The 22,744-nt window shown below is 47.9% G+C and carries 26 protein-coding genes; 17 read left to right on the top strand and 9 right to left on the bottom strand.

Features of this window, described 5'->3' with window-relative positions; translation table 11 throughout:
- Window positions 1–87 precede the first annotated feature (87 nt).
- Window positions 88–501: a hypothetical protein gene (locus Q0V82_RS03845; protein ID WP_226763071.1), complete on the bottom strand. Its 414-nt coding sequence runs from the start codon at window positions 499–501 to the stop codon at window positions 88–90.
- A gap of 2 nt (window positions 502–503) precedes the next feature.
- The gene (locus Q0V82_RS03840; protein ID WP_297572860.1) at window positions 504–938 is read right to left on the bottom strand and encodes a thioesterase family protein; all 435 of its coding nucleotides are present in this window, start codon (window positions 936–938) and stop codon (window positions 504–506) included.
- Window positions 939–1,046: 108 nt separating this feature from the next.
- On the opposite strand from Q0V82_RS03840, the gene Q0V82_RS03835 reads away from it, so the two are divergent.
- The gene (locus tag Q0V82_RS03835; protein WP_297572858.1) at window positions 1,047–1,502 is read left to right on the top strand and encodes a universal stress protein; all 456 of its coding nucleotides are present in this window, start codon (window positions 1,047–1,049) and stop codon (window positions 1,500–1,502) included.
- A complete protein-coding gene (locus Q0V82_RS03830) occupies window positions 1,492–2,361 on the top strand; it encodes a radical SAM protein (RefSeq protein WP_297572857.1) in 870 nt (289 codons plus the stop codon). The genes Q0V82_RS03835 and Q0V82_RS03830 overlap by 11 nt, the downstream gene beginning before the upstream one ends.
- Here Q0V82_RS03830 and Q0V82_RS03825 read toward each other — a convergent pair.
- Window positions 2,358–2,648: a DNA-binding transcriptional regulator gene (locus Q0V82_RS03825; RefSeq protein ID WP_297572855.1), complete on the bottom strand. Its 291-nt coding sequence runs from the start codon at window positions 2,646–2,648 to the stop codon at window positions 2,358–2,360. The genes Q0V82_RS03830 and Q0V82_RS03825 overlap by 4 nt on opposite strands.
- Window positions 2,649–2,956: 308 nt before the next feature.
- Here Q0V82_RS03825 and Q0V82_RS03820 point away from each other — a divergent pair, with 308 nt between their 5' ends.
- The 6 genes from Q0V82_RS03820 (at window position 2,957) to leuB (ending at window position 7,576) form a co-directional block, all read left to right on the top strand.
- Window positions 2,957–3,130, top strand: a complete 174-nt coding sequence (locus Q0V82_RS03820) for a hypothetical protein (protein ID WP_297572854.1) — start codon at window positions 2,957–2,959, stop codon at window positions 3,128–3,130.
- A gap of 141 nt (window positions 3,131–3,271) precedes the next feature.
- Complete coding sequence (leuC, locus tag Q0V82_RS03815) at window positions 3,272–4,684, top strand: 3-isopropylmalate dehydratase large subunit (RefSeq protein ID WP_374758522.1); 1,413 nt, start codon at window positions 3,272–3,274, stop codon at window positions 4,682–4,684.
- Window positions 4,685–4,697: 13 nt separating this feature from the next.
- On the top strand, window positions 4,698–4,820 hold the full coding sequence (locus tag Q0V82_RS03810; protein ID WP_297572850.1) for an entericidin A/B family lipoprotein: 123 nt from the start codon (window positions 4,698–4,700) through the stop codon (window positions 4,818–4,820).
- Complete coding sequence (gene leuD / locus Q0V82_RS03805) at window positions 4,817–5,455, top strand: 3-isopropylmalate dehydratase small subunit (RefSeq protein WP_297572848.1); 639 nt, start codon at window positions 4,817–4,819, stop codon at window positions 5,453–5,455. The genes Q0V82_RS03810 and leuD overlap by 4 nt, the downstream gene beginning before the upstream one ends.
- Before the next feature lie 242 nt (window positions 5,456–5,697).
- Entirely contained in the window at window positions 5,698–6,429 is a 732-nt protein-coding gene (nagB, locus tag Q0V82_RS03800) for a glucosamine-6-phosphate deaminase (protein WP_226763063.1), read from the top strand.
- 82 nt (window positions 6,430–6,511) lie between these two features.
- Window positions 6,512–7,576: a 3-isopropylmalate dehydrogenase gene (leuB, locus tag Q0V82_RS03795; protein WP_297572846.1), complete on the top strand. Its 1,065-nt coding sequence runs from the start codon at window positions 6,512–6,514 to the stop codon at window positions 7,574–7,576.
- Between the two features lie 79 nt (window positions 7,577–7,655).
- Here leuB and Q0V82_RS03790 read toward each other — a convergent pair whose 3' ends face one another.
- Both Q0V82_RS03790 and Q0V82_RS03785 read right to left on the bottom strand, forming a co-directional pair.
- Window positions 7,656–9,065, bottom strand: coding sequence for a PhoH family protein (locus Q0V82_RS03790; RefSeq protein WP_297572844.1), 1,410 nt, complete (start codon window positions 9,063–9,065; stop codon window positions 7,656–7,658).
- A gap of 103 nt (window positions 9,066–9,168) precedes the next feature.
- Window positions 9,169–9,630, bottom strand: a complete 462-nt coding sequence (locus tag Q0V82_RS03785) for a peroxiredoxin (protein ID WP_297572842.1) — start codon at window positions 9,628–9,630, stop codon at window positions 9,169–9,171.
- A 235-nt stretch (window positions 9,631–9,865) separates the two neighbouring features.
- Here Q0V82_RS03785 and dcd point away from each other — a divergent pair, with 235 nt between their 5' ends.
- Both dcd and Q0V82_RS03775 read left to right on the top strand, forming a co-directional pair.
- Entirely contained in the window at window positions 9,866–10,441 is a 576-nt protein-coding gene (dcd, locus tag Q0V82_RS03780; RefSeq protein ID WP_173533884.1) for a dCTP deaminase, read from the top strand.
- Window positions 10,442–10,559: 118 nt separating this feature from the next.
- Complete coding sequence (locus Q0V82_RS03775; protein ID WP_173533885.1) at window positions 10,560–10,916, top strand: carboxymuconolactone decarboxylase family protein; 357 nt, start codon at window positions 10,560–10,562, stop codon at window positions 10,914–10,916.
- Window positions 10,917–11,014: 98 nt separating this feature from the next.
- Here Q0V82_RS03775 and Q0V82_RS03770 read toward each other — a convergent pair whose 3' ends face one another.
- Entirely contained in the window at window positions 11,015–11,791 is a 777-nt protein-coding gene (locus tag Q0V82_RS03770) for an RNA methyltransferase (RefSeq protein ID WP_297572840.1), read from the bottom strand.
- A 77-nt stretch (window positions 11,792–11,868) separates the two neighbouring features.
- On the opposite strand from Q0V82_RS03770, the gene Q0V82_RS03765 reads away from it, so the two are divergent.
- Both Q0V82_RS03765 and Q0V82_RS03760 read left to right on the top strand, forming a co-directional pair.
- Window positions 11,869–12,651, top strand: a complete 783-nt coding sequence (locus Q0V82_RS03765) for an inositol monophosphatase family protein (protein ID WP_173533886.1) — start codon at window positions 11,869–11,871, stop codon at window positions 12,649–12,651.
- Between the two features lie 190 nt (window positions 12,652–12,841).
- On the top strand, window positions 12,842–13,024 hold the full coding sequence (locus Q0V82_RS03760) for a hypothetical protein (RefSeq protein WP_297572837.1): 183 nt from the start codon (window positions 12,842–12,844) through the stop codon (window positions 13,022–13,024).
- Window positions 13,025–13,081: 57 nt separating this feature from the next.
- Here the strand turns inward: Q0V82_RS03760 and Q0V82_RS03755 are convergent, their stop codons facing one another.
- Genes Q0V82_RS03755 through Q0V82_RS03745 form a run of 3 tightly spaced genes read right to left on the bottom strand, consistent with a single transcriptional unit; the run spans window position 13,082 to window position 16,305 of the window.
- Window positions 13,082–13,426 carry an ArsC family reductase gene (locus Q0V82_RS03755; protein WP_297572835.1) on the bottom strand — a complete coding sequence of 115 codons (345 nt, stop codon included), beginning with the start codon at window positions 13,424–13,426 and terminating at the stop codon, window positions 13,082–13,084.
- Window positions 13,427–13,482: 56 nt separating this feature from the next.
- Window positions 13,483–14,628: a PilT/PilU family type 4a pilus ATPase gene (locus Q0V82_RS03750; RefSeq protein ID WP_297572833.1), complete on the bottom strand. Its 1,146-nt coding sequence runs from the start codon at window positions 14,626–14,628 to the stop codon at window positions 13,483–13,485.
- 18 nt (window positions 14,629–14,646) lie between these two features.
- Entirely contained in the window at window positions 14,647–16,305 is a 1,659-nt protein-coding gene (locus tag Q0V82_RS03745; RefSeq protein WP_297572831.1) for an AMP-binding protein, read from the bottom strand.
- A gap of 196 nt (window positions 16,306–16,501) precedes the next feature.
- Between Q0V82_RS03745 and rimP the strand changes: the two genes are divergently transcribed.
- The 5 genes from rimP (at window position 16,502) to truB (ending at window position 22,661) form a co-directional block, all read left to right on the top strand.
- The gene (gene rimP, locus Q0V82_RS03740; protein ID WP_297572829.1) at window positions 16,502–16,936 is read left to right on the top strand and encodes a ribosome maturation factor RimP; all 435 of its coding nucleotides are present in this window, start codon (window positions 16,502–16,504) and stop codon (window positions 16,934–16,936) included.
- A 64-nt stretch (window positions 16,937–17,000) separates the two neighbouring features.
- On the top strand, window positions 17,001–18,473 hold the full coding sequence (gene nusA / locus Q0V82_RS03735; RefSeq protein ID WP_297572827.1) for a transcription termination factor NusA: 1,473 nt from the start codon (window positions 17,001–17,003) through the stop codon (window positions 18,471–18,473).
- Between the two features lie 18 nt (window positions 18,474–18,491).
- Window positions 18,492–21,227 carry a translation initiation factor IF-2 gene (gene infB, locus Q0V82_RS03730; protein ID WP_297572825.1) on the top strand — a complete coding sequence of 912 codons (2,736 nt, stop codon included), beginning with the start codon at window positions 18,492–18,494 and terminating at the stop codon, window positions 21,225–21,227.
- A gap of 152 nt (window positions 21,228–21,379) precedes the next feature.
- Window positions 21,380–21,763: a 30S ribosome-binding factor RbfA gene (gene rbfA / locus Q0V82_RS03725; protein WP_297572824.1), complete on the top strand. Its 384-nt coding sequence runs from the start codon at window positions 21,380–21,382 to the stop codon at window positions 21,761–21,763.
- A complete protein-coding gene (gene truB / locus Q0V82_RS03720) occupies window positions 21,750–22,661 on the top strand; it encodes a tRNA pseudouridine(55) synthase TruB (protein WP_297572822.1) in 912 nt (303 codons plus the stop codon). Before rbfA ends, truB begins: the two co-directional genes overlap by 14 nt.
- Window positions 22,662–22,744 lie beyond the last annotated feature (83 nt).

Here is a 22,744-nt window from a genome sequence, read left to right as displayed (position 1 = left end):
ACGCCTTGTGCTGTCGTCAATGAACGAAGGCGCTGGCTCGATGCAATCCGGTCGAGCTCAGGGGTGCGTTGAGCTCAGAGGATGTACTTAGTTGCCAAAAGCAAGGGCTAAATCATCCAGCGATAAATGCCATTTTTTCAGCATGCGGCTAAATACGGCCAGTTCGGCATCGCAAATTTCTTGATCTGATTTGGCGATGTCCAATGCCAGCGCCGCCAATTGCAGGCGTTTTTGTGGCTCATCAATGGTTTCAAGTAGATCGTCAATGCGTTGCTTATCAATTAAACGAATCTGGCCGTTTTCATCGGCTTCATCGCTAATGTCGGCGCAATAAGCTTGTAATACTTGGATGAAGCCTTTGCGGGTAATGCCAAGAATTTCATAGGCACGTAAGTGCTCTAGTTCTTCGATTTCTTCTGGATCAAAGCTACCGTCACACATCATTTGCATGACTAGGATGCGTGCCATGGCTTCTGGGCTATTGCTGGGGTATTTTTTCATTTCTATTGTTGCTCCTGACTTTTAATCGCCTGCCGAAAAAGGATGGGCAGGGACGTAATTTTTCGTTCGGTATAGCTAAAACAGGCCATGGTTGTTTTTGCTTTAGCAATTGGATGTACTTGGGTGCTGACATCATAATAAAGTTCAAACCGAGTTTGACTGATTTCGTCAATCCCAAGGCGAATCTGCAACACGTCACCATAAAAGGCTTCGTGTAAAAAAATAACGGCGACATCACTTAAAATCAAACCAGCGCCACCGATGTCAACTTCACTGCGATAACCAAGGCTGGCAAGCCATTGCAGCCTAGCTTCGTGCAGTAAGCCCAGTAAGGCATCATGCGCTAAATGCTGGCCATAGTTAATATCGGTAATTCGAACCGTAATATTGCACTGAAATAGATTGCACTCTGGTAAGTCGAGTTTAATTCGTGGCATAGTTAGTTTTAAGTATTGATCTTGCTTTGAGTTTAAGCGTGTCAGCGCATTGCTGCAATAAGCTTTACCTTGTAAGGCTAAAGTCGTTATTTTGGAGGAGTTTGCCCTATGTATCAACGTATCTTAGTGCCAGTCGATCACAGTGATACCAGTGCTGCGGCACTACAAGAAGCCAAGCGCCTTGCTGGGGAGCAGCGGGCGATACTTCGGTTGATTCATGTGATTGACCTTGCGCAGTTTGCTTGGAGTGCCAATGAGTTTTTGGACGTGCCGCAATTACAGGCGTCGCTGCGCATTGGCGGGCAGGCCTTACTGGATTCAAGAGCTGAAGAGTTACGAGAGCTGGGTTTAACGGTGGATGTGGCTTTGCTAGAAATCTGGGGCGGACAAATTGCCCGCACGATTGTCGATGAGGGTGAAAAATGGCATGCCGAGTTGTTGGTCATGGGTACGCATGGCTATGGCGGCTTGACGCATCTGTTGCTGGGTAGTGTGGCTGAGGGCGTACTTCGGCATGCTAAAACGCCGGTTTTATTGGTGAGAGCGCCTGAGCATGTCGCTTAAAACACAATGGACTGCGCCGCTACAGGTGAATGATCATCGACGTGATATTGCCGGTTTGACGTATGTTTATCCGGTGGTTTCTCGCCGTGCTGGCGGGGTTTCGGTCGGCATCAATTTAAACCCAAACAATGCCTGTAATTGGCGCTGCGTGTATTGCCAAGTGCCTGATTTGCAACGCGGCTCCGCACCAGAGATTGCGTTGCCGCAACTGGAGTCTGAGTTAGATTTGATGCTGGGCGACATTGTCAACGGCGATTTTATGCTTCGAGTGGTGCCCGATGGCGTGCGCCGATTGAATGATATTGCATTCTCAGGCAATGGTGAGCCGACGACTTCGGGGCAGTTTGCTGAATGTGTGGCCATTGTTGAGCGTGCACTAGATCGCTTTGCGCTGCGTGGGAAAATCAAAGTCGTGCTGATCACCAATGGCAGTCAGCTCGATAAGGCCCATGTGCAGTTTGCGCTTGAAAAAATGGCGTCATTGCAAGGCGAGGTTTGGTTTAAGGTGGATCGAGCGCCACAGGATGGTTATGAATGGGTTAATCAAATTCGATTGAATCGGCAACAAGTAGTGCGCCGCTTAGCGCAAGCGGCCGCTTTGTGCCCAACATGGATTCAGACGTGCATGTTTGCTGTGGATGGGCAGTTGCCATCGGAGGAAGAACTGCAGGCCTATTTAACGTTTTTGGCGCAGCAAATAGAGGCGGGTGTGCAGCTAGAAGGGGTGTTGTTGTATGGCATTGCGCGTACTTCGATGCAGGCTGAAGCGTCACAGCTAAGTGCTGCACCCATGGTGTGGATGCAGCACTTAGCTGAACGAATTAGATCTTTGGGCTTGCCCGTTAAGCTGACTGCTTAGTGGCTTGCTACTTCATTTTGTTGTGCTTTTTGTAGTAACTCATTCATCAGTTCAGGACGTTCGCTGCGTAAAAGTTCTAATACTTGAATTTCTTCTTTGCGTAGTTTGGCTAGGTCAATGCCTTCGATGTGCACCACGCGTAGTAATTCGGCAACGGGCTTGGGCATGTTGCGGCCACTTTCGTAGCGCGAACCGCCACTTTGCGTTACGCCAATTTGACTCCAGAAGTCTTGCTGGTTCATGCCCAATTGTTTACGGATATCGCGCGGGCTGAATTTCTTGGTCATGTTGAATCCTTTGTATTGCATGATGATTAGATTTTCTTTCATCATATAAGTCATCAAAGTGAGAAACACGGCACTATTCCATATGATTAATGGTGTCTTATTTACTCGCGCAAAACGATTATTTTTGTTAGGCAGCAGGTTCAGCGCATGCGGCGGGTGGAAAATTCAGTCAATGCGCGATGTATTGCGCGCTTACGCTGATTTCACATGCCCTGGCGAGCAATACGCTATAGCGTTCACTTTTTTCTTGAGAAAATAAATCGAAGTCATCGCATGATTGAATGAGGAAATAGGCTGGGTATTTGGGCTTGGCTTTGTTATTGCGTACGCTAAGGCGTGAATTAGGTCTTCGCTGGAGTGGCCATCGCGGCGACTCGATTCTGTTTGCGATGCGGGTGGGTGCTGCTTTAAGCGCGGTGGATGTGGATGTACGCTCATGGGTCTTGCTTGAAGGATTCTTTCTTAAACCTGTCGTTTTTTGATGGGTGGGTTGATTTAAAATGACGTTATCTTGACCACAAACGAGGCTGAGTGTTGGGTAAATAGGGTATTGCGGCTTGTCGCGATATGCCTTCTGTGCTAACTTCGGGAGTTCCCCGATAGTCTCTTTTGCGATGATTGTTATGGCTCAAACGCTCTACGACAAACTTTGGCAGTCCCACGTTGTGCATGAAGAAGCCGACGGTACTTGCTTAATCTATATTGACCGTCATTTGGTGCATGAAGTGACGAGCCCGCAAGCTTTTGAAGGCTTGAAACTGGCCAATCGCCAGCCATGGCGTAATTCATCCATCGTTGCGACGGCGGACCACAATACGCCGACCAATGAATGGGAGAAGGGGATTCAAGACCCCATTTCTCGCTTACAAGTCGAAACGCTCGATGCCAATATCAAAAAATATGGCGCTTTAGCTTATTTCCCGTTTAAAGATTTTCGTCAAGGCATTGTGCACGTCGTTGGCCCAGAAAATGGCGCGACCCTGCCGGGTATGACCGTGGTTTGTGGCGACAGCCATACGTCGACGCATGGTGCATTTGCGGCGTTAGCGCACGGCATTGGTACCTCAGAAGTTGAGCATGTACTCGCTACGCAAACGCTGGTCGCTAAAAAATCCAAAGCTATGTTGGTGCGTGTTGACGGCCAAGTTGGCCGTGGTGTAACGGCCAAAGACATTGCTTTGGCGATTATTGGCAAAATTGGCACTGCCGGTGGTACGGGCTTTGCGATTGAGTTTGGCGGTGAAGCGATTCGTGCCTTGTCGATTGAAGGTCGTATGACGCTGTGCAATATGGCGATTGAAGCCGGCGCACGTGCGGGTATGGTCGCCGCAGATCAAAAAACCTTTGATTACTTAAAGGGTCGTCCTTTTGCGCCGACAGATGCGCAATGGGATGCGGCCGTTGAAAACTGGAAAAATCTCGTTTCTGACCAAGGTGCGGTATTTGACGCGACCGTGGTGTTGCAAGCGGCCGATATTGAGCCGCAAATTACTTGGGGCACGTCGCCTGAGCAAGTGCTCGGCGTCTCTGGCAAAGTACCTGATCCTGCGGCGCAAACCGATGCCACTAAGCAGGGTAGTTACGCGCGCGCCTTGCAGTATATGGGCTTGGCGGCGAATACCCCACTAACTGACATTATGATCGATAAAGTCTTTATCGGTTCCTGTACCAATAGCCGGATCGAAGATTTACGTGCTGCGGCGGGTGTTGTTGCCGGTAAAAAGAAAGCCGATAGCGTCAAACTGGTGCTGATTGTGCCAGGTTCTGGTTTAGTCAAAGCGCAAGCCGAAGCTGAAGGGCTAGATAAAATCTTTATCGCCGCCGGTTTTGAGTGGCGTGAGCCGGGCTGTTCGATGTGCCTCGCGATGAATGCCGACCGTTTGGAATCGGGCGAGCGCTGTGCCTCTACGTCCAATCGCAATTTTGAAGGTCGTCAAGGGCAGGGTGGGCGTACGCATTTGGTGAGCCCTGAGATGGCGGCAGCGGCAGCGATTGCGGGCCATTTTGTTGATATTCGCACCTTCTCTTTGCAATAAGGGGCTGCGCGTGATGAAACTATTCGCAAGCCTGTTGTTGGTATTGTTCACGTTAACGGCATGCAATACGATGTCGGGCTTTGGCAAAGACTTGAAAAAAGTCGGTAATGAAATTGATAAGGCGGCAACAAAATGAAGCCATTTACTAAACTAGATGGTTTGGTCTGCGCGATGGATCGCGCTAACGTCGATACCGACGCGATCATCCCTAAGCAATTTTTGAAATCAATCAAACGCTCAGGCTTTGGGCCTAATCTGTTTGATGAATGGCGTTATCTTGACCACGGCGAGCCGGGAATGGATAACAGCCAGCGTAAACTCAATCCTGAGTTTGAGTTGAATTTGCCGCGTAACCAAGGTGCACAAGTGCTCTTGGCGCGCGACAATTTTGGCTGTGGTTCATCGCGCGAGCATGCGCCATGGGCGATTGAAGATTTCGGTTTTTGTGCGCTGATTGCGCCCAGTTTTGCCGATATTTTCTTTAATAATTGCTTTAAAAATGGTTTGTTGCCGATCGTGCAGCCAGCGGCCGTGATTGATCAACTATTTACTGAAGCCAAAACTGAAGGTTATCGCTTAAAAATTGATTTGCTTGAGCAAACTATCACGACCCCCAGTGGCGAGGTGTTTGCATTTGACGTGACCGAGCATCGTAAGCATTGTTTGCTCAATGGTTTGGACGAAATTGGTCTGACCTTGGCCCATAGTGACAAAATTAAAGCGTTTGAAATCCAGCATGAAGCGGCGCAGCCTTGGCTGTTTGTTAAATAAAGTATTGCGCGGTGGCGCGCCAATAAAATGGCGCGCGTCAACGTATGGCTAATGGATTTTTGATGGTGGTGTCGATCGTAAGGTCGATCAGGCTAGTGGCCAGCCGCATCATGATGCATCAGTTGCAAATGCAATATTTAATTCGAGCTTGTTGATCGGTATTTATTTAGACTGAATCAATATTGTTATTCGAATTTTATCGTATCCTTTTAAAGTCAAAATTAATTTTGGAAAGAAAATCAATGATCTTGCATAAATTTAAAAATCAAAGCGATTTAGATCGTGCAGCAGCAGATCTAATTATTGCCATGGTGCGTGCAAAGCCAAATGCAGTATTGGGTATGGCTACAGGCGGAACGCCAGTGGGTTTGTATCAAGAAATCGTTAAAACCTATCAATCAGGGTTAGTGAGCTTTGCGCAAGCAAAAACATTTAACTTGGATGAGTATGTTGGCTTGCCAGTAACGCATCAAGAAAGCTACCGCAATTTTATGCAACGTAATTTGTTCGATCACATTGATATTCAAGTGGCAAATACGCATGTGCCTGATGGCAATGCGGCTGATATTGATGCTGAATGTCGTTTGTATGACAAAATGATGTTCGAGCAAGGCCCGGTTGATCTGCAATTATTGGGTATTGGCGGTAATGGCCATATTGGTTTTAATGAACCAGATAGCCAATTGTCACGTGGCACTTATCAAGTCACATTAAAAGAAGAAACGCGTGAAGCTAATAAGCGTTTCTTTAATCATATCGATGAAGTACCAACTCAAGCAGTAACGATGGGTATGGGCTCGATTATGCAAGCGAAAGTGATTTTGTTGGTCGTTAAAGGCCAAGAAAAAGCTGAGATCTTAGATCGCACGCTCAATGGCCCTATCACCACCCAAGTGCCTGCGTCATTGTTGCAAACGCACCCACGCGTGATTGTCATGACCGATTGCGATGTGAACTACAAAGTATCGTATTAATTGTTTCGAGTGAATTAAAAAGAGGGGCTAGCCCCTCTTTTTCTACGTTTAAAAATTAAAAACAAAATACCGCGAGAACAGCATGAAAGTATTGATCCTACCCGGCGATGGCATTGGTCCTGAAATCGTAGCGCAAGCTAAAAAAGTACTCACTGTGTTAAAAAATGATGGCTTAGATTTAGAGTTGCAAGAAGCGCCTCTTGGTGGCGCCGCTTATGATCAATACGGTTCACCTTATCCAGAGTTCACGCAAAAATTGGCACGTGAAGCGGATGCGATTTTGCTTGGCGCGGTGGGCGGCCCGCAATACGACACACTCGATCGTCCGCTGCGCCCAGAGCGTGGTCTATTGGCAATTCGTAAAGATCTGAGTTTGTTTGCCAATCTGCGTCCAGCCATTTTGTATCCAGAGTTGGCCAATGCGTCGACTTTAAAGCCTGAAGTCGTTTCAGGCTTAGATATTTTGATTGTGCGTGAATTGACCGGCGATATTTATTTCGGTCAGCCACGCGGTATTCGTGTGAATGAAGCCGGTGAGCGCGAAGGCTTTAACACCATGCTGTACGCCGAAAGCGAAATTCGCCGTATCGGCCACGTGGCTTTCCAAGCGGCGCAAAAACGCGGTAAAAAATTGTGCTCAGTGGATAAAGCCAATGTGCTGGAAACGACTGAATTCTGGAAAGAAATCATCAGCGATATGGCCAAAGAATATCCCGACGTTGAACTCAGCCATATGTTGGTTGACAATGCGGCGATGCAATTGGTTAAAGCACCGAAGCAATTTGACGTGATCGTTACCGGCAATATTTTTGGTGATATTTTGTCGGATGAAGCCTCGATGTTAACCGGCTCGATTGGGATGTTGCCAAGCGCATCGCTCGATGCCAACAATAAAGGCTTGTACGAGCCAAGCCATGGCTCGGCGCCGGATATCGCTGGCAAAGACATCGCTAATCCATTGGCGACGATTTTGTCGGTGGCGATGATGCTGCGTTATACGTTTAACAATGAAGCGGCGGCCCAGCGTGTCGAAAACGCAGTGAAAAAGGTGCTGGCGCAAGGTTTGCGTACGGGTGATATTTTTGAGGTAGGCACTACTCGTGTTTCTTGCTCAGCAATGGGTGATGCGGTCGTTGCTGCTTTGTAATTTGTAATCATTTGTCGCTTAATAATAAGCCCCGCCGCAAATTGCGATGGGGCTTTTTATTGCGGGAAAACCAAGCTAATTAGAGCATCTCGGCTGCATAGTCGGCCAAGCGCGAGCGTTCGCCTCGGGTTAAGGTAATATGCCCGGAGTGGCCCCAGCCTTTAAAGCGATCAACGACAAAGGTTAAGCCTGACGAGCCTTCGGTGAGGTAGGGCGTATCAATTTGGCTAATATTGCCAAGGCAAATCACTTTGGTGCCAGGCCCTGCGCGCGTGATCAGGGTCTTCATTTGTTTTGAAGTTAGATTTTGTGCCTCGTCGATGATAAGGAATTTTTTAAGGAAGGTGCGGCCGCGCATAAAGTTAAGTGATTTGACTTTGATGCGCGAACGAATTAAATCGCGGGTTGCTGCGCGCCCCCAGTCGCCCGCTTCGGCGTCAGTTTGGTTAAGTACGTCCAGATTGTCCTCAAGCGCCCCCATCCACGGCATCATCTTTTCTTCTTCGGTGCCAGGTAAAAACCCAATGTCTTCACCGACCGGGACTGTTACGCGGGTCATAATGATTTCGGTGTAGATTTTGGATTCAAGCGTTTGTGCTAAGCCTGCAGCCAGCGTGAGTAAGGTTTTCCCGGTGCCGGCTTGTCCGAGTAAAGATATAAAATCAATGTCCGGATTCATTAATAAGTTTAACGCAAAGTTTTGTTCTCGATTACGCGCGGCAATGCCCCAAATGGCATTTTTGCTGTGACCATAATCTTTTAGGCTTTCGAGTACGGCGGTTTTACCTTCGATGCTAATCACTCGCGCCTGCATCGGCGTTTCGCCCGATTGAAATAGCAGCTGGTTGACATACAGGTCGACCACATCAGGGCCTTTGATTTTCCAATAGCTGCGATTGCCTTCTTGCCAGCTTTGTAAATCTTTGCTGTTGCGCTCCCAGAACGGCTGATCTATTTCGCGCATGCCGTTGTAGAGTAGGTCGGTGTCTTCGAGGACTTTGTCGTTAAAGTAGTCTTCAGTTGCCAGTCCTAAGGTACGGGCTTTGATGCGCATATTGATGTCTTTGGACACCAAGATGACTTGTCGATTGGGGTACATTTGCTGCAGATGGTGCACGACGCCTAAAATTTGATTGTCGGCTTTGCCCATGGGTAATTGAGCTGGCAAAACGCTGGTAATGGCTTCGGTTTGTAAAAATAATCGACCCGTGGCCTGCTCTTTGCTGGTGGCGCTCAGTGAAACACCGTCATGCAAACTGTGCTCCATGCCGGCGACGAGCTCTTCCATAAAGCGACTGGCTTGCCTGGCGTTTCGCGCGACTTCGGTGAGGCCTTTTTTGTTGGAGTCGAGTTCTTCAAGCGTCATCATTGGGACAAATACATCGTGTTCTTGAAAGCGGAAAATCGAGGTGGGGTCATGCATCAACACATTGGTATCTAGTACAAAGAGTTTGCTGTCACTGGGGGCTTTACGTTTACGGGCGGCCATGATGCACTCCTGATCGTGTGAGACTGTGTTTGAGGATGAGTGTTAGAGCGCTTAGTCGTGTTAAGTGGGTTGAAAAAAAGCGGCCATAAGGCCGCTGCTGGTATTACGGGGTGGGCAGGCTTTGCACAACAGCCAAAACTTGCGCGGCATGATTGGGGACTTTAACGCCGCGCCATTCTTGAATAATGATGCCGTTTTGAATCACAAACGTGCTGCGTTCAATGCCACGCACTTGCTTGCCATACATATTTTTGAGTTTCATCACGCCAAATGCCTCGCAAGCGATTTCATCGGGGTCGGAAATAAGATCAAAAGGCAGGACTAATTTGGCTTTGAAGTTTTCGTGGCTTTTTAGGCTGTCACGACTTAGACCAAAAATAGCGCAATTGGCGGCTAAAAATTGCGGATATAAATCTCGAAAATCGCTGGTTTCGGTGGTGCAGCCGGGGGTGCTATCTTTGGGGTAAAAAAACAATACGAAGCGCTGATTGCTTAGGTTTGCAGTATCAAATACGACATTGCCAGTCCCCGTTAGTGTGAGGGTTGGGCAAGGGCTTAAACTCATGAATTACTCCGCAGGGTTGATGGATGATGCTTACTTTATTGTCGGCAATCTCAGGTATTTGAGCAAGGTTTGTGAGTGCAAAATACAAAAAATGCCGAAGTGGCGCAATTAAGTCGCATTGCTGAGTACAAGCCCTTAGCGAGGCCGCTTAATAACGTTACAATATGGCTAATAATGGTCACATCTGAATGACAGGGCTGTGACAAACCTGCACCAATTACAATGAGTACACACTATGAGCATTAAGTCGGATAAATGGATACGCAAAATGGCACAAGAACACGGCATGATCGAGCCGTTTGTTCCAGGTCAGGTGAAAGAAGTCAATGGCGAGCGTATCGTATCGTACGGCACTTCAAGCTATGGCTACGATATTCGCTGTGCAGATGAGTTTAAAGTGTTTACCAATATCAATTCGACGATTGTTGATCCAAAGAATTTTGATGAAGGCAGTTTTGTCGATGTGTCAGGCAAGGGCTATTGCATTATTCCGCCAAACTCATTTGCGCTGGCGCGGACCGTGGAGTATTTCCGTATCCCACGCAATGCACTGACCATTTGCTTGGGTAAATCGACCTATGCGCGTTGCGGAATTATTGTGAATGTGACGCCGTTTGAGCCGGAATGGGAAGGCTACGTGACTTTAGAGTTTTCTAACACCACGCCATTGCCAGCCAAGATTTACGCCAATGAAGGCGTGGCGCAAGTGCTGTTCTTTGAAGCCGATGCCGATGATGTCTGCGAAACCAGCTATGGTGATCGCCAAGGTAAGTATCAAGGGCAGGTTGGTGTGACGTTGCCAAGAACGTAATTTGAGTTAAGTCGTCTTTTGCTTCTTTAAGCAGGCCTCTTCGGAGGCTTGTTTGCTTTTGCCTGGAATATAATACATAATAATATTATATATATTTGCATTATAAAAGGATGTAGAGATGACCGAAAATTACCGTGATTTAGTGCAAAGCATTAGTGGTAAATTGCGCCAGTTTGCCAAAGAGATTCCTGAAACTCAGCAAGGCTTTATGCAGACCGCAAAGGCGACGCATACTGAGGGCGCTTTAAGTAAAAAACACAAAGAATTAATGGCGATGAGTATTGCGATTGCGGCGCGTTGCCAAGGTTGTTTGGGTTTTCATGCTCAAGCTTGCGTCAAGCTCGGTGTGACGCGTGCGGAATTTATGGAGATGCTGCAAGTCGCGATTTATATGGGCGGTGGCCCTAGCGTGATGACGGGGGCCGAAGCTTTGATCGCTTTTGAAGAGTATGGCGGTGAAAAGGCCGCTGAATAAGGCTTGCAGAGTAATACACTGCAGGTTTTGATGATTTTATAAAAAACACGACCCACCTTGGATGATGGTGTCGTGTTTTTTGTTTTTGCGGATTGGGCTTAGTCTTTTTTCCCGGTTTTAAATTCACTCGCGGCGCGCAAAATGCCGCGCATAATGTCGAGTTCTTCGCGCTCCATTTGGGCTCGCACAAATAAACGGCGTAAACGCGGCATTAAGCGTTTTGGCGCATTGGGTTTCAAAAAACCAATCGTCAGTAACACTTCTTCAAAATGCTCAAAAAACAGCTCTACCGCCTGATGTGGGGCGCGTTCTCGATTTTCTTCGAGGTAACGAATGTCATCGTACCCTTCATCAAAACAGGCTGTGCGCAATTCATACGCCAAGATTTGCACCGCCTGCGATAGATTCAAGCTGGAATAATCAGGGTTAGTTGGAATGGTCACGCGGCGGTTGCATTGCTCAAGCTCGGCAATGGTTAAACCGCTGGTTTCGGCACCAAAGACTAGGGCCACGCAAGCGCCAGTTCGAGCCGCTTGGACTAATTCAGGTGTGAGTTGGCGCGGAGTTTGTAGCGGTTGCGATAGCTCGCGACGGCGGGCGGTCATTGCCACTTGTAAGGTTGTACCTTCCAGCGCTTCGGTCATCGAAGAGACTACTTTGGCGTTGGCCAAAATATCGCGAGCACTCGAGGCGAGGGCGTCGGCCACTTCAGATGGGAACTCTTTAGGGTTAATTAAATAGAGTTGGGTTAAGCCCATGGTTTTCATGGCGCGGGCCGTTGAGCCAATATTTCCGGGGTGGCTGGTGTGCGATAAAACAACACGGATGTTGGATAAGCAAGCGGTTTCATTCATTTGATTTGATTCTTTATTCATAATCGGGTTTGTACTTTTGCGTGAGACGGGTAGAATGCGTGCTTAATATATCTGATCTTTTTTAATAGTGAGAAGTCATGCATCCAATGCTGAACACTGCGGTGCGCGCTGCGCGTCGCGCCGCCACCGTTATTCAACGTGCGTCGAATAATTTAGACTTAATTACCCCAGAAAAAAAAGGTCATAACGATTTTGTTTCTGAGGTTGATCGTGCAGCAGAACAAGCCATTATCGACACTATTTTAGAGGCGTACCCAAATCACGCGATTCTAGCAGAGGAGTCGGGTAGCCGCGGTAACTCTGAATATGTTTGGATTATCGATCCACTTGATGGTACTACAAATTTCTTGCATGGCTTCCCACAATACGCCATTTCTATCGCGCTTGAGCATAAAGGCGTGATCACACAAGCCGTGGTTTACGATCCAAACCGCAACGATTTGTTCACTGCGACCCGTGGCGTTGGCGCATTCTTGAATGACCGCCGTATCCGCGTTTCTAAAGTGCGTGAATTGTCAGATGCATTGGTTGGGACAGGCTTTCCGTATACCAAATTTAATAATTTAGAAAACTACCTGAATATTTTCCGCGATATGGCGCAAAAAGCGGCGGGCGTACGTCGTCCGGGCGCTGCTGCCTTGGATTTGGCGTATGTGGCTTGCGGTCGTTTTGATGGTTTCTTTGAATTTGATTTGAAACTCGTTGATATCGCTGCGGGTACTTTGTTGGTGCAAGAGGCAGGTGGTTTGGTGACCGATCTCAACGGCGAAGAAAAATTCTTGGTTTCTGGCGACGTACTTTGCGGTACACCCCGCGTATTTGGCCAAATGTTGTCGTTGATTCGCGGTCATTTGAAGTAAGCCTGATGTGGTAAAGTTTTTCTTGTCTTAAAGGCTTGCTTTGTCAGCGCCAAATTTTAAACGGGTTCTCTATGGAGGACCCGTTTTGCTATCTATCGTTGGGCTCGCGCTTATCGGGACTATAAAAGTCGATGCTGATTGTTGTCTTCGTGGATACTGAATGGATTGACGATTTCATTGGGGCGGAAAAATGAAATATATTATCTTGTGGTGCGTGGTCTTGTTGGTGGCTTGTGGGCCTAGTCGGCCCGCGCCCATGGTGACGATCGCTGAGCCACAGCGTGAGGCTTTGCAAAAAGCGCACGCTGTAGCCAGTGTGATTGAGCAGCAGGCTGTCGATCAGTTAAATAAAATCGAAGTCGAGTCCAAGTAGTTATTGTGGGTATATTTATCTACGGTATGTTGCTTATGTCTTGTGTTGATATACCCGTTATAAAAGTAGTGAACTGTAGACTTCTGGTTTAAAGCCAACGCTGATTTTTCCCTTGTAATCGAGCACCGGTCGCTTGATGAGTGATGGATTGGTGAGCATTAGGGCGGTGGCGCTAGCGGCGTCGACTAGGCTCGCTTTGCTGGCCTCATCCAGTTTGCGCCAAGTGGTGCCTTGGCGATTGACTAAGACTTCCCAACCGCAATTGGCGATCCAAGATTCAATTAGTGCTGGGTTTAAAACGTCTTTTTTAAAGTCATGCCATTCATAGTCAAAGTGATTTTCCGTGAGCCAAGTTCGCGCTTTTTTTACCGTGTCGCAGTTTGGAATGCCGTACAGTTTCATGGTTTTTTTCCATAGAAAAAGGCCGCCGCAGCGACCTGGTTGTTGATGTGTTGCGCTTAGTGTAATGAAATATCAAAGCTCAAGTCCGGCTCGTCCGCAGGATTGCTGGGGGCTTTTTTGCTGGCTTCTTGTTCTTGTATCGATTGCGCGTTATTGACCATCCATGAGAGGTTGCTGGCCGAATCGGCGTTGCGTAGTGCTTCATCTAGCTCGATTTCATTGTTGCGGTACATGCGATACAGCGACTGCTCAAAGGTTTGCGAACCTTCGGATAGGGATTGCTCCATCGCTTCTTTGATTTCAGAGAGTTCGCCATTTTTGATTAGCTCGGCAATTCGATTGGTGTTGAGCATCACTTCGACGGCAGGCTTGAGTTTGCCACTGTCTTTGCAGCGCACCAAACGCTGCGAAATAATCGCCCGCAATGAGGTGGATAAGTCGTAGAGCAACGATTCTCGTGCTTCTTGTGGGTAGAAATTAACAATCCGGCTTAAAGAGTGATAGCTATTGTTGGCATGCAATGTAGAAATGCATAAATGACCGGCTTGCGCGTACTGCATGGCGTAAGTCATCGTCGCTTGGTCGCGGATTTCACCAATCATTAATACATTAGGCGCTTCACGCATGGCATTACGCAGTGCATCGTCATAACTGTGGGTGTCGGTGCCCACTTCGCGCTGATTGACCAGTGATTTTTTATGGCTGTAGATAAATTCGATCGGGTCTTCCATGGTGAGGATGTGCCCGCTGTGATGTTCGTTGCGATATTCCAGCATGGCCGAAACGGTGGACGATTTGCCTGATCCCGTTGCGCCCACCACTAAAATAATGCCGCGCTTTTCCATAATGAGCGATTTAAGCACCTCGGGCATAAACAGCTCTTCGAGCGTATCGGCTTTGGGTTTAATAAAGCGAGCGACCAGAGCCACGGTGCCACGGCTTTTAAATACATTAACCCGAAAATTGCCTACGCCCGTGACCGGGTAGGCAAAATTCATCTCGAGTTCACGCTCAAAAATGGTGACTCGGGCCTCGCCCATTAATTGATAGGCCAGTTGCTTGACGTGTTCGGCACTTAGAACCTGATTATTCACCGGGTGGCAGAGCCCTTGAATCTTAATCACAATGGCCGAATCGGCAGCTAAAAACAGATCGGATGCGCTACGTTCAGCCATTAGCTTAAAAAACGGCAATAAATTCATCGTGAAACCCTTAGTTGATTAATCGCGCAGTTCGCGGCGTAAAATTTTACCTACATTTGATTTAGGTAAGCTATCAGTAAATGCAATAATTCGCGGCACTTTATAATTAGTGAGCTGTCCACGGCAAAACGCAATGATTTCTTCTGGCGTCAAATTAGGGTCTTTTTTGACAATCACCAGCTTGATGGCTTCGCCGGTTTTTTCATCTGCAACGCCAATGCAGGCGACTTCGAGCACGCCGGGGTGGTTGGCAACGACGTCTTCGACTTCATTGGGGTAAACGTTAAAGCCTGAAACCAAAATCATGTCTTTTTTGCGGTCGACGATCTGGAAAAAACCACTGGGTTTCATGACGGCGATATCGCCGGTGGCCAAAAAGCCGTCCGCGCCCAAGATATCGGCGGTGTCTTCAGGGCGTTGCCAATAACCTTTCATGACTTGGGGGCCACGGATAAATAGCTCGCCACGTTCGCCAACAGGGACTTCTAGGCCGGCATCGTCACGAATAACGGCGTCCGTCATTGGAATAGGTAGGCCAATCATGCCATTAAATTCCATGGTGTTCATGGGGTTCATCATGGCCGCTGGTGAGGTTTCCGTTAGGCCGTAGGCTTCAATTAAGGGGACTTTGGTGGCTTTTTGCCATTTGTCTGCCACGGCGTGTTGCACCGCCATGCCACCACCGAGGGCGAGTTTCCAGGTGCTAAAGTTAAGTTTGGCAAAGTCTGGGTTGTTGAGTAAGGCATTAAATAGGGTGTTGACGCCGGTAATGCAGGTGACAGGATATTGCCCCAGTGTTTTGATGAAATCAGGAATGTCGCGTGGGTTGGTAATCAGTAAATTAGTGGCACCAATTTTACTAAACACCATGCAGTTGGCCGTGAGCGAGAAGATGTGATACAGCGGGAGTGCCGTGACAATCATTTCTTGCCCTTCGGTCACGATGGGGCTAATCCAGGCGTGTGCTTGCTGCATATTGGCCACGATATTGCCATGGGTCAGCATGGCGCCTTTGGCTACGCCGGTAGTGCCGCCAGTGTATTGCAAAAAAGCGATGTCATCATGGTTCAGTGGAACGGCTTGTAGGGTATTGCTCTGACCTTTTTTGATGGCTTTATTGAAAGTAGTATGCCCAGGCAGGGTATAGCTGGGGACCATTTTTTTTACGTAGCGAACAACGTTGTTGACGATGAACCCTTTTGGGAAGCCCAAGAGATCGCCCAATTCAGTCACGATGGTTGTTTTGATCGCCGTATTGCCAATGATTTTTTCGAGGGTATGGGCAAAATTGGCCAAAATTAAAATAGTTTCAGCGCCAGAATCATTCAGTTGGTGTTGTAATTCACGCGGGGTATAGAGTGGGTTGACGTTAACAACGACGTATCCTGCGCGTAAAATGCCAAAAATAGCGACCGGATATTGCAGTAAGTTGGGCATCATTACGGCGATGCGAGCGCCAAATGGCAGTTTTAATGTTTGTTGTAGATAGGTTGCAAACTGGACTGAAAGTTGCTCCAACTCACCATAAGTGATCGATTTTCCCATGTTAATAAAGGCGGGGCGATCTCGATATTTGAGTACACTTTGCTGCATTACTTCGGGGATTGCCGCAAATTCATTCAAATTTACGCTGTGTGGAACACCGGCTTGATAGCTGGCTAGCCAAGGCTTTGTCATTGTTTGTCTCCGTTATGGCCTTACTCTATGGGCAAAGGCACCGGTGAGACAAGTGCATCTTTGTGTGAGGAGTATTTCGCCAGCTTATCTTTTCTGTTAGAATCAGGAAAATCCCGTAAAACACGATGGGAGTGCTTTCAAATGGGCGCGCAGGAATTGCAGCCCATTTTTTGTTTGTAGTTTTGAGAAGAAGAGTATGGCGGCCAATCTGCAATCTGTGTTGGACAATACCTTGCCGGGTTTAGGGTACGAGTTAGTCGATTTTGATATGGGCGAAAAAGGCCTGTTGCGTATTTTTATCGACAAAGACGGCGGCGTAACCATTGATGACTGCGTCGCAGTGAGCAATCACTTGTTGCGTTTATTTATGGTTGAAAATATCCCCCATGAGCGCCTCGAGGTGTCTTCACCGGGATTGGATCGCCTCATAAAAAAACCGGCGGATTTTGAGCGATTTGCCGGAGAGATGGTTAAGGTAAAACTACGGTTGCCCTTGCCTGATCGTCGCCGAAATCTCATCGGCAAGTTATTAGGTTTGGTGGAAGATCAGGTGGTGATTGATGTGGCAGGCGAAGAATTAAAACTCCCCTTGGCATCGATTGATCGCGTTCGGATCGAACCGCAATTTTAAATTGCGCCACCCATTTGGCAAATACTGTTAATTTGGCTTTTGTTCTATGCCGGAGGACTAATTTATGAATCGTGAAATTCTAGTGCTGGTCGAAGCACTTGCGCACGAAAAAAACGTGGAAAAAGAAGTTGTGTTTGGTGCGCTTGAATTAGCGCTCGCTTCTGCAACAAAAAAACGTTACGAAGACGAAGTTGAGATTCGCGTTTCGATCGACCGTCACACCGGTGCGTACCGTAGTTTTCGCGTTTGGGATGTGGTTGAAGATAACGACCACGAAGAACCATCGCGTCAAATTGCGATTACTGATGCCCCAGATTACAGTGCCGATTTGTCGGTGGGTGATGTATGGGAAGTTGAGTTAGACCCGATTGAGTTTGGCCGTATCGGCGCTCAAGCGGCTAAACAAGTGATTTTGCAAAAAATTCGCGACGCAGAGCGCGAACAAAATTTGAATGATTTTTTGCAACGTCGTGAGCATATCGTTTCAGGTAGCATTAAACGCATTGAGCGTGGCAATGCCATTCTTGAACTCGGTAAACTTGAAGCCATTTTGCCGCGCGATCAAATGATCCCAAAAGAAAATTTGCGTGTTGGCGATCGTGTTAAAGCCTTTTTGTTGCGCATCGATCGCAATGGTCGTGGCCCGCAATTGGTTTTGTCACGGATTGCGCCAGAATTCATGGCAAAATTATTTGAACTTGAAGTGCCAGAAATTGAAAACAATTTGATCGAGCTCAAAGGCGTGGCACGTGATCCTGGGATGCGCGCTAAAATTGCCGTTAAGTCCAACGATCAACGTGTTGATCCACAAGGTACTTGTATCGGTGTGCGTGGTACACGAGTTAATGCGGTTAGTAATGAATTGGCTGGTGAGCGTGTTGATATCGTGTTGTGGTCAGCGGATGCGGCCCAGTTTGCGATTAATGCCTTGTCACCGGCTGAAGTGAGCTCGATTATTTTGGACGAAGACACCCACAGTATGGATGTCGTGGTTGATGAAGATAATTTGGCGATGGCCATTGGTCGTGGCGGCCAAAATGTGAAATTAGCGGCTGAGTTAACCGGTTGGAAACTCAACATCATGACCGTTGACGAAGCTGAGCAAAAACACGAAGAAGAATTCACTAAGATTCGCGCTTTGTTTATTCAAGCGTTGGATATTGATGAAGATGTAGCGGATGTCTTGGTACAAGAAGGCTTCAATACATTGGAAGAGGTGGCCTATGTGCCACTGAATGAAATGCTGGAAATCGAAGCGTTTGATGAAGAAACCGTAAACGAACTGCGCTCTCGTGCTCGTGATGCCTTGTTAACTCAAGCTATTGCGCGCGAGGAAAAGCTAGAGCATCAGTCCGAAGACCTGAAGACGCTGGAGGGTATGACCTCGGAATTGGCTACTGTATTGGCTGAGAACGATATACATACCCGTGACGATCTAGCAGATTTGGCGGTCGATGAATTAACCGAAATGACTGGTATCGACGCAGAAACCGCTAAACAACTGATCATGAAAGCGCGCGAACATTTGTTCGCCTAAGGCGCGGGAGAGTAATCAATGAGTGAACCCAAAGTCAGCCAGTTTGCTGCCGAATTAAAAATGCCAACACAAGAGCTTATCGAACAATTGAAAGCAGCTGGCGTGAACAAAAACAATGCCGATGACGTTTTGAGCTTAGATGATAAGCAGCTCTTGCTTGGTCATTTGAAGCAAAAACATGGTCAAGTTGGTGATAAGCCTAAAGTAACATTGGCTCGCAAAGAAACAACTGAGATTCGTAAAACCGACGCCACTGGCAAGTCAAAAACGATTCAAGTTGAAGTGCGTAAAAAGCGCGTTGTTGAGACATCTGCAGCACCTGAAGCGCCAACGCCAGTTGTGGCTCCTGCACCTGTTGCCGCGCCAGCGCCCGTAGCGCCTAAGGTGGCGGTGCCTGTTGCTGCGCCAGTATCGGTGATTGATGAGGCTCAGCGCCAACGTCGAGAGGCGGAAGCCAGTCGCCAAAATGAGCTGTATGCTCGCCAGGCTGCCGAAATGCAAGCCAAGCAAAATCGCAACCAAAAACCGGCTGAAATGGTCGCTCCGGTAGCGGAAGTAGTTATTGCGCCTACGCCTGTTGCGGCACCAGCAGCTAAGCCACAAGTGCAGCAGTCCGCTAAACCAGCGGAAAAAGCGCCAGCTAAAACGACCGAAGCTGCTAAGCCAGCAGTGAAGCCGCATATCAAACCGGGGCATGAAGCGCCACGAGTTGGTGCACGTGTTGATTTCCGTCGCCCGAAAGAAACGCCGATTCATGCACCAGAAAAAGCCGCTCCAGCTGCTGCCGCTGCCGCAAAACCAGCGGATAAAAAACCTGCTGGCGCAGCAGCACCGAAAAAAGATGAAAAAGGCGGCTGGAATGATGGTCGTCAGAAAAAAGGCATCAAAACGCGTGGTGGTGATGCGGGTAATGACTGGAAGTCTAAAAAAGGCGGCAAGAAAAACCATGCGCAGCAGCAAGCCGATAATGCGCATGCTTTTGTTGCTCCGACAGAGCCAGTTGCACGTGAGATCGATGTTCCAGAAACAATTTCAGTTGCCGATTTAGCGCACAAAATGGCCGTTAAGGGCGTTGAAGTCGTGAAAGCGTTGATGAAAATGGGCATGATGGTCACCATCAATCAAGTGTTGGACCAAGAAACAGCAATGATTATTGTTGAAGAAATGGGCCATACCCCGGTTGCTGCCAAGCTGGATGATCCAGATATTTATTTGGATGAAGAAGCTAAAACGGATCACGTATCATTGCCACGTGCGCCGGTTGTGACGGTAATGGGTCACGTTGACCATGGTAAAACCTCTTTGCTTGATTATATTCGCCGCGCCAAAGTGGCCTCTGGTGAGGCGGGTGGTATTACTCAGCATATTGGTGCGTATCACGTTGAAACGGGTAAGGGAATGATTACCTTCCTCGATACCCCGGGTCACGAGGCATTCACCTCAATGCGTGCTCGTGGTGCTCAGCTAACGGATATCGTCGTGTTGGTGGTGGCCGCCGATGACGGCGTGATGCCGCAAACGATTGAAGCGATTCATCATGCGAAAGCGGCTGGTGTGCCAATCGTCGTAGCGGTCAATAAAATTGATAAGCCAGAAGCGAACTTCGAACGTATCCGCCAAGAAATGGTAGCGCAAGAAGTCGTGCCGGAAGATTGGGGTGGTGATACTCAATTTATCCATGTCTCGGCGAAAAAAGGCTTAGGGATTGATGAGTTGCTCGATGCGATTCTGTTGCAAGCTGAAGTGCTGGAATTGACGGCACCGGTGGATGGTCCTGCTAAAGGGATTATTATCGAAGCTCGCTTGGATAAAGGTCGTGGTCCAGTGGCGTCGATGTTGGTTCAATCCGGTACTTTGCGTAAAGGCGACACGGTATTGGCCGGTCAAGTTTATGGCCGTATTCGGGCCATGCTCGATGAAAATGGTAAGTCAATTAATGAGGCTGGCCCTTCAATGCCGGTGGAAATTCTCGGTTTGTCGGAAGTGCCATCTGCTGGTGTTGATGCCATGGTCTTGGCTGATGAGAAAAAAGCCCGCGAAATTGCCATGTTCCGTCAAGGTAAGTACCGTGATGTGAAATTTGCTCGTCAACAAGCGTCTAAGCTCGAAAATATGTTTGCTCAGATGGCTGAAGGCAATGTGCAAAACTTGCCAATCATCATTAAGGCTGACGTACAGGGGTCTTCAGAGGCCTTGTCACAAAGCCTGCAGAAATTATCGACCAGCGAAGTGCGGGTGCAAATCTTGCACAGTGCAGTGGGTGGGATTTCTGAGTCGGATGTGAATTTGGCGCTAGCTTCTAAGGCGGTTATTATCGGCTTTAATACGCGTGCTGATGCAGCTGCGCGTAAATTGGCTGAGGCTGAAGGTGTTGATTTACGTTACTACAACATCATTTATGATGCTGTGGATGATGTGAAGGCGGCCTTGTCGGGCATGCTGGCACCAGAACGTCGTGAGTCGATCATTGGTTTGGTTGAAATTCGTCAGGTCTTTGCTGTATCTAAAGTGGGTACGATTGCAGGTTGCTTGGTGATGGAAGGTGTTGTTAAACGTACTGCTGGCGTGCGTGTCTTGCGTAACAACTTGGTTATCCATCAAGGCGAACTAGAAAATCTAAAACGCTTTAAAGATGAAGCAAAAGAAGTGAAAGCGGGTTTCGAGTGTGGTTTGCAACTGAAAAACTTCAACGACATCCAATTGGGCGACCAATTAGAAGTCTTCGAAGTGGTAGAGATCGCTCGTACGCTGTGATGATATGAGGTGTTCGGAGTGGGGTGTGAGGTGTTCTCACTCCGACACAATAGCGCAAGCCCAAAGTGGTGCTTGCGCTTTTTTGCTTTAAATTAACTAGGTGCTGAGAGGTCGTTCACCTCACTCCTCGCACCGTCCTCCTCACAGAGACTATGGCTAATAAACAATTTACTCGTGCTGACCGCGTTGCTCAGCAAATTCAACGTGATTTGGCAACGGTGATTCGTGCTGAGCTAGATCATCCGCAGGCTTCGTTGATTACCGTGACCGATGTTGAGGTTTCACGCGATTATTCGCATGCGAAGGTGTTTTATACTTTTTTGGGTGATGTGAGTCATCGCCCAGAGATCGCACGTTTACTTGAAGGGACTAAGGGCTTTTTGCGTGCGCAAATTGCCCGTGGGTTTTCTTTGTACAAAATGCCTGAGTTGCATTTTGAATATGATGAATCTATTGAGTACGGCATGAATTTAACGCAAAAAATTGATCAGGCTAATGCATTGCCGAAAGCGCCAGAAGAAGATGGCCAAGCGTAAAATTGATGGTGTTTTATTGCTGGATAAGCCGTTTGGATTTTCGAGTAATGGTGCGTTGCTTAAATGTCGTTGGTTATTGCAAGCAGAAAAAGGTGGTCATACCGGTGTTCTAGATCCTTTTGCGACGGGCTTGTTGCCACTCTGTTTTGGCGAGGCCACAAAATTTGCTCAGCGCATGCTAGATGCTGACAAGGGGTATCGAGCCACGATACGCTTTGGGCAAATGTCAACAACGCTCGATGGCGAAGGGCAAATTAGTGAAACGGGTGAGGCACCTGCTGACCTAGCGGAAATTTTACCAGTTTTGGCTCAGTTTACCGGTCCAATTGAGCAAATCCCCCCGATGTATTCAGCGCTCAAGGTGGCAGGTAAAGCCCTGTATGAATATGCCCGAGAGGGTGTTGTGCTCGAGCGTAAATCTCGTCCAATTACGATTTATGAAATCACCGTAGTTTCGTATGAGGCACCCGTGTTGGTGGTCGATGTGCTGTGCTCAAAAGGAACCTATATCCGTGTGTTGGCCGAAGATGTCGGTAATGCTTTGGGCTGTGGTGCTTATTTGTCGGGTTTGCGGCGAACTTTGACTGGCGGTTTTAAGTTAGAAGACGCCATTACCTTGGATGAATACATTGCGATGGATATGCCGCAGCGTGAGACGGCGCTTCTGCCTGCTGAGCAATTAATTATTGAGTTGCCTAGTGTGGTGCTTAATCCGCCGCAAACTGCATTGATGCGCAATGGGATGGTTATTTTAGATTTAATCAATCCGCCGCAGGGTGAGTTAAGACTTTACGGATATAGCGAAAAGTCGGATAATCCTGTGTTTATTGGTTTGGGTGAAGTGGGCGCTGATGGCGTGCTGCGACCCAAACGACTGCTTTCTACCCATGTAGGGTAGAGAGTTAATGGAGCTGGAGTGGGTTGTATGACTCAATCTATGCTTGTCTAGTCATCGTTAGATGATTTTTTGGAGATGTTTGA

Origin of the sequence: uncultured Deefgea sp. (genome assembly GCF_947072475.1) — a bacterium.
Lineage (GTDB): Bacteria > Pseudomonadota > Gammaproteobacteria > Burkholderiales > Chitinibacteraceae > Deefgea.
The sequence above is the reverse complement of the archived record's forward strand: the minus strand, read 5'-3'. Positions and strand labels throughout refer to the sequence as shown.

Excerpts from the sequence above, each read along its gene's own strand:
- Q0V82_RS03845 (WP_226763071.1), bottom strand. The coding sequence starts at position 501 with ATGAAAAAATACCCCAGCAATAGCCCAGAAGCCATGGCACGCATCCTA.
- Q0V82_RS03840 (WP_297572860.1), bottom strand. The coding sequence starts at position 938 with ATGCCACGAATTAAACTCGACTTACCAGAGTGCAATCTATTTCAGTGC.
- Q0V82_RS03835 (WP_297572858.1), top strand. The coding sequence starts at position 1,047 with ATGTATCAACGTATCTTAGTGCCAGTCGATCACAGTGATACCAGTGCT.
- Q0V82_RS03830 (WP_297572857.1), top strand. The coding sequence starts at position 1,492 with ATGTCGCTTAAAACACAATGGACTGCGCCGCTACAGGTGAATGATCAT.
- Q0V82_RS03825 (WP_297572855.1), bottom strand. The coding sequence starts at position 2,648 with ATGACCAAGAAATTCAGCCCGCGCGATATCCGTAAACAATTGGGCATG.
- leuC (WP_374758522.1), top strand. The coding sequence starts at position 3,272 with ATGGCTCAAACGCTCTACGACAAACTTTGGCAGTCCCACGTTGTGCAT.
- Q0V82_RS03810 (WP_297572850.1), top strand. The coding sequence starts at position 4,698 with ATGAAACTATTCGCAAGCCTGTTGTTGGTATTGTTCACGTTAACGGCA.
- leuD (WP_297572848.1), top strand. The coding sequence starts at position 4,817 with ATGAAGCCATTTACTAAACTAGATGGTTTGGTCTGCGCGATGGATCGC.
- nagB (WP_226763063.1), top strand. The coding sequence starts at position 5,698 with ATGATCTTGCATAAATTTAAAAATCAAAGCGATTTAGATCGTGCAGCA.
- leuB (WP_297572846.1), top strand. The coding sequence starts at position 6,512 with ATGAAAGTATTGATCCTACCCGGCGATGGCATTGGTCCTGAAATCGTA.
- Q0V82_RS03790 (WP_297572844.1), bottom strand. The coding sequence starts at position 9,065 with ATGGCCGCCCGTAAACGTAAAGCCCCCAGTGACAGCAAACTCTTTGTA.
- Q0V82_RS03785 (WP_297572842.1), bottom strand. The coding sequence starts at position 9,630 with ATGAGTTTAAGCCCTTGCCCAACCCTCACACTAACGGGGACTGGCAAT.
- dcd (WP_173533884.1), top strand. The coding sequence starts at position 9,866 with ATGAGCATTAAGTCGGATAAATGGATACGCAAAATGGCACAAGAACAC.
- Q0V82_RS03775 (WP_173533885.1), top strand. The coding sequence starts at position 10,560 with ATGACCGAAAATTACCGTGATTTAGTGCAAAGCATTAGTGGTAAATTG.
- Q0V82_RS03770 (WP_297572840.1), bottom strand. The coding sequence starts at position 11,791 with ATGAATAAAGAATCAAATCAAATGAATGAAACCGCTTGCTTATCCAAC.
- Q0V82_RS03765 (WP_173533886.1), top strand. The coding sequence starts at position 11,869 with ATGCATCCAATGCTGAACACTGCGGTGCGCGCTGCGCGTCGCGCCGCC.
- Q0V82_RS03760 (WP_297572837.1), top strand. The coding sequence starts at position 12,842 with ATGAAATATATTATCTTGTGGTGCGTGGTCTTGTTGGTGGCTTGTGGG.
- Q0V82_RS03755 (WP_297572835.1), bottom strand. The coding sequence starts at position 13,426 with ATGAAACTGTACGGCATTCCAAACTGCGACACGGTAAAAAAAGCGCGA.
- Q0V82_RS03750 (WP_297572833.1), bottom strand. The coding sequence starts at position 14,628 with ATGAATTTATTGCCGTTTTTTAAGCTAATGGCTGAACGTAGCGCATCC.
- Q0V82_RS03745 (WP_297572831.1), bottom strand. The coding sequence starts at position 16,305 with ATGACAAAGCCTTGGCTAGCCAGCTATCAAGCCGGTGTTCCACACAGC.
- rimP (WP_297572829.1), top strand. The coding sequence starts at position 16,502 with ATGGCGGCCAATCTGCAATCTGTGTTGGACAATACCTTGCCGGGTTTA.
- nusA (WP_297572827.1), top strand. The coding sequence starts at position 17,001 with ATGAATCGTGAAATTCTAGTGCTGGTCGAAGCACTTGCGCACGAAAAA.
- infB (WP_297572825.1), top strand. The coding sequence starts at position 18,492 with ATGAGTGAACCCAAAGTCAGCCAGTTTGCTGCCGAATTAAAAATGCCA.
- rbfA (WP_297572824.1), top strand. The coding sequence starts at position 21,380 with ATGGCTAATAAACAATTTACTCGTGCTGACCGCGTTGCTCAGCAAATT.
- truB (WP_297572822.1), top strand. The coding sequence starts at position 21,750 with ATGGCCAAGCGTAAAATTGATGGTGTTTTATTGCTGGATAAGCCGTTT.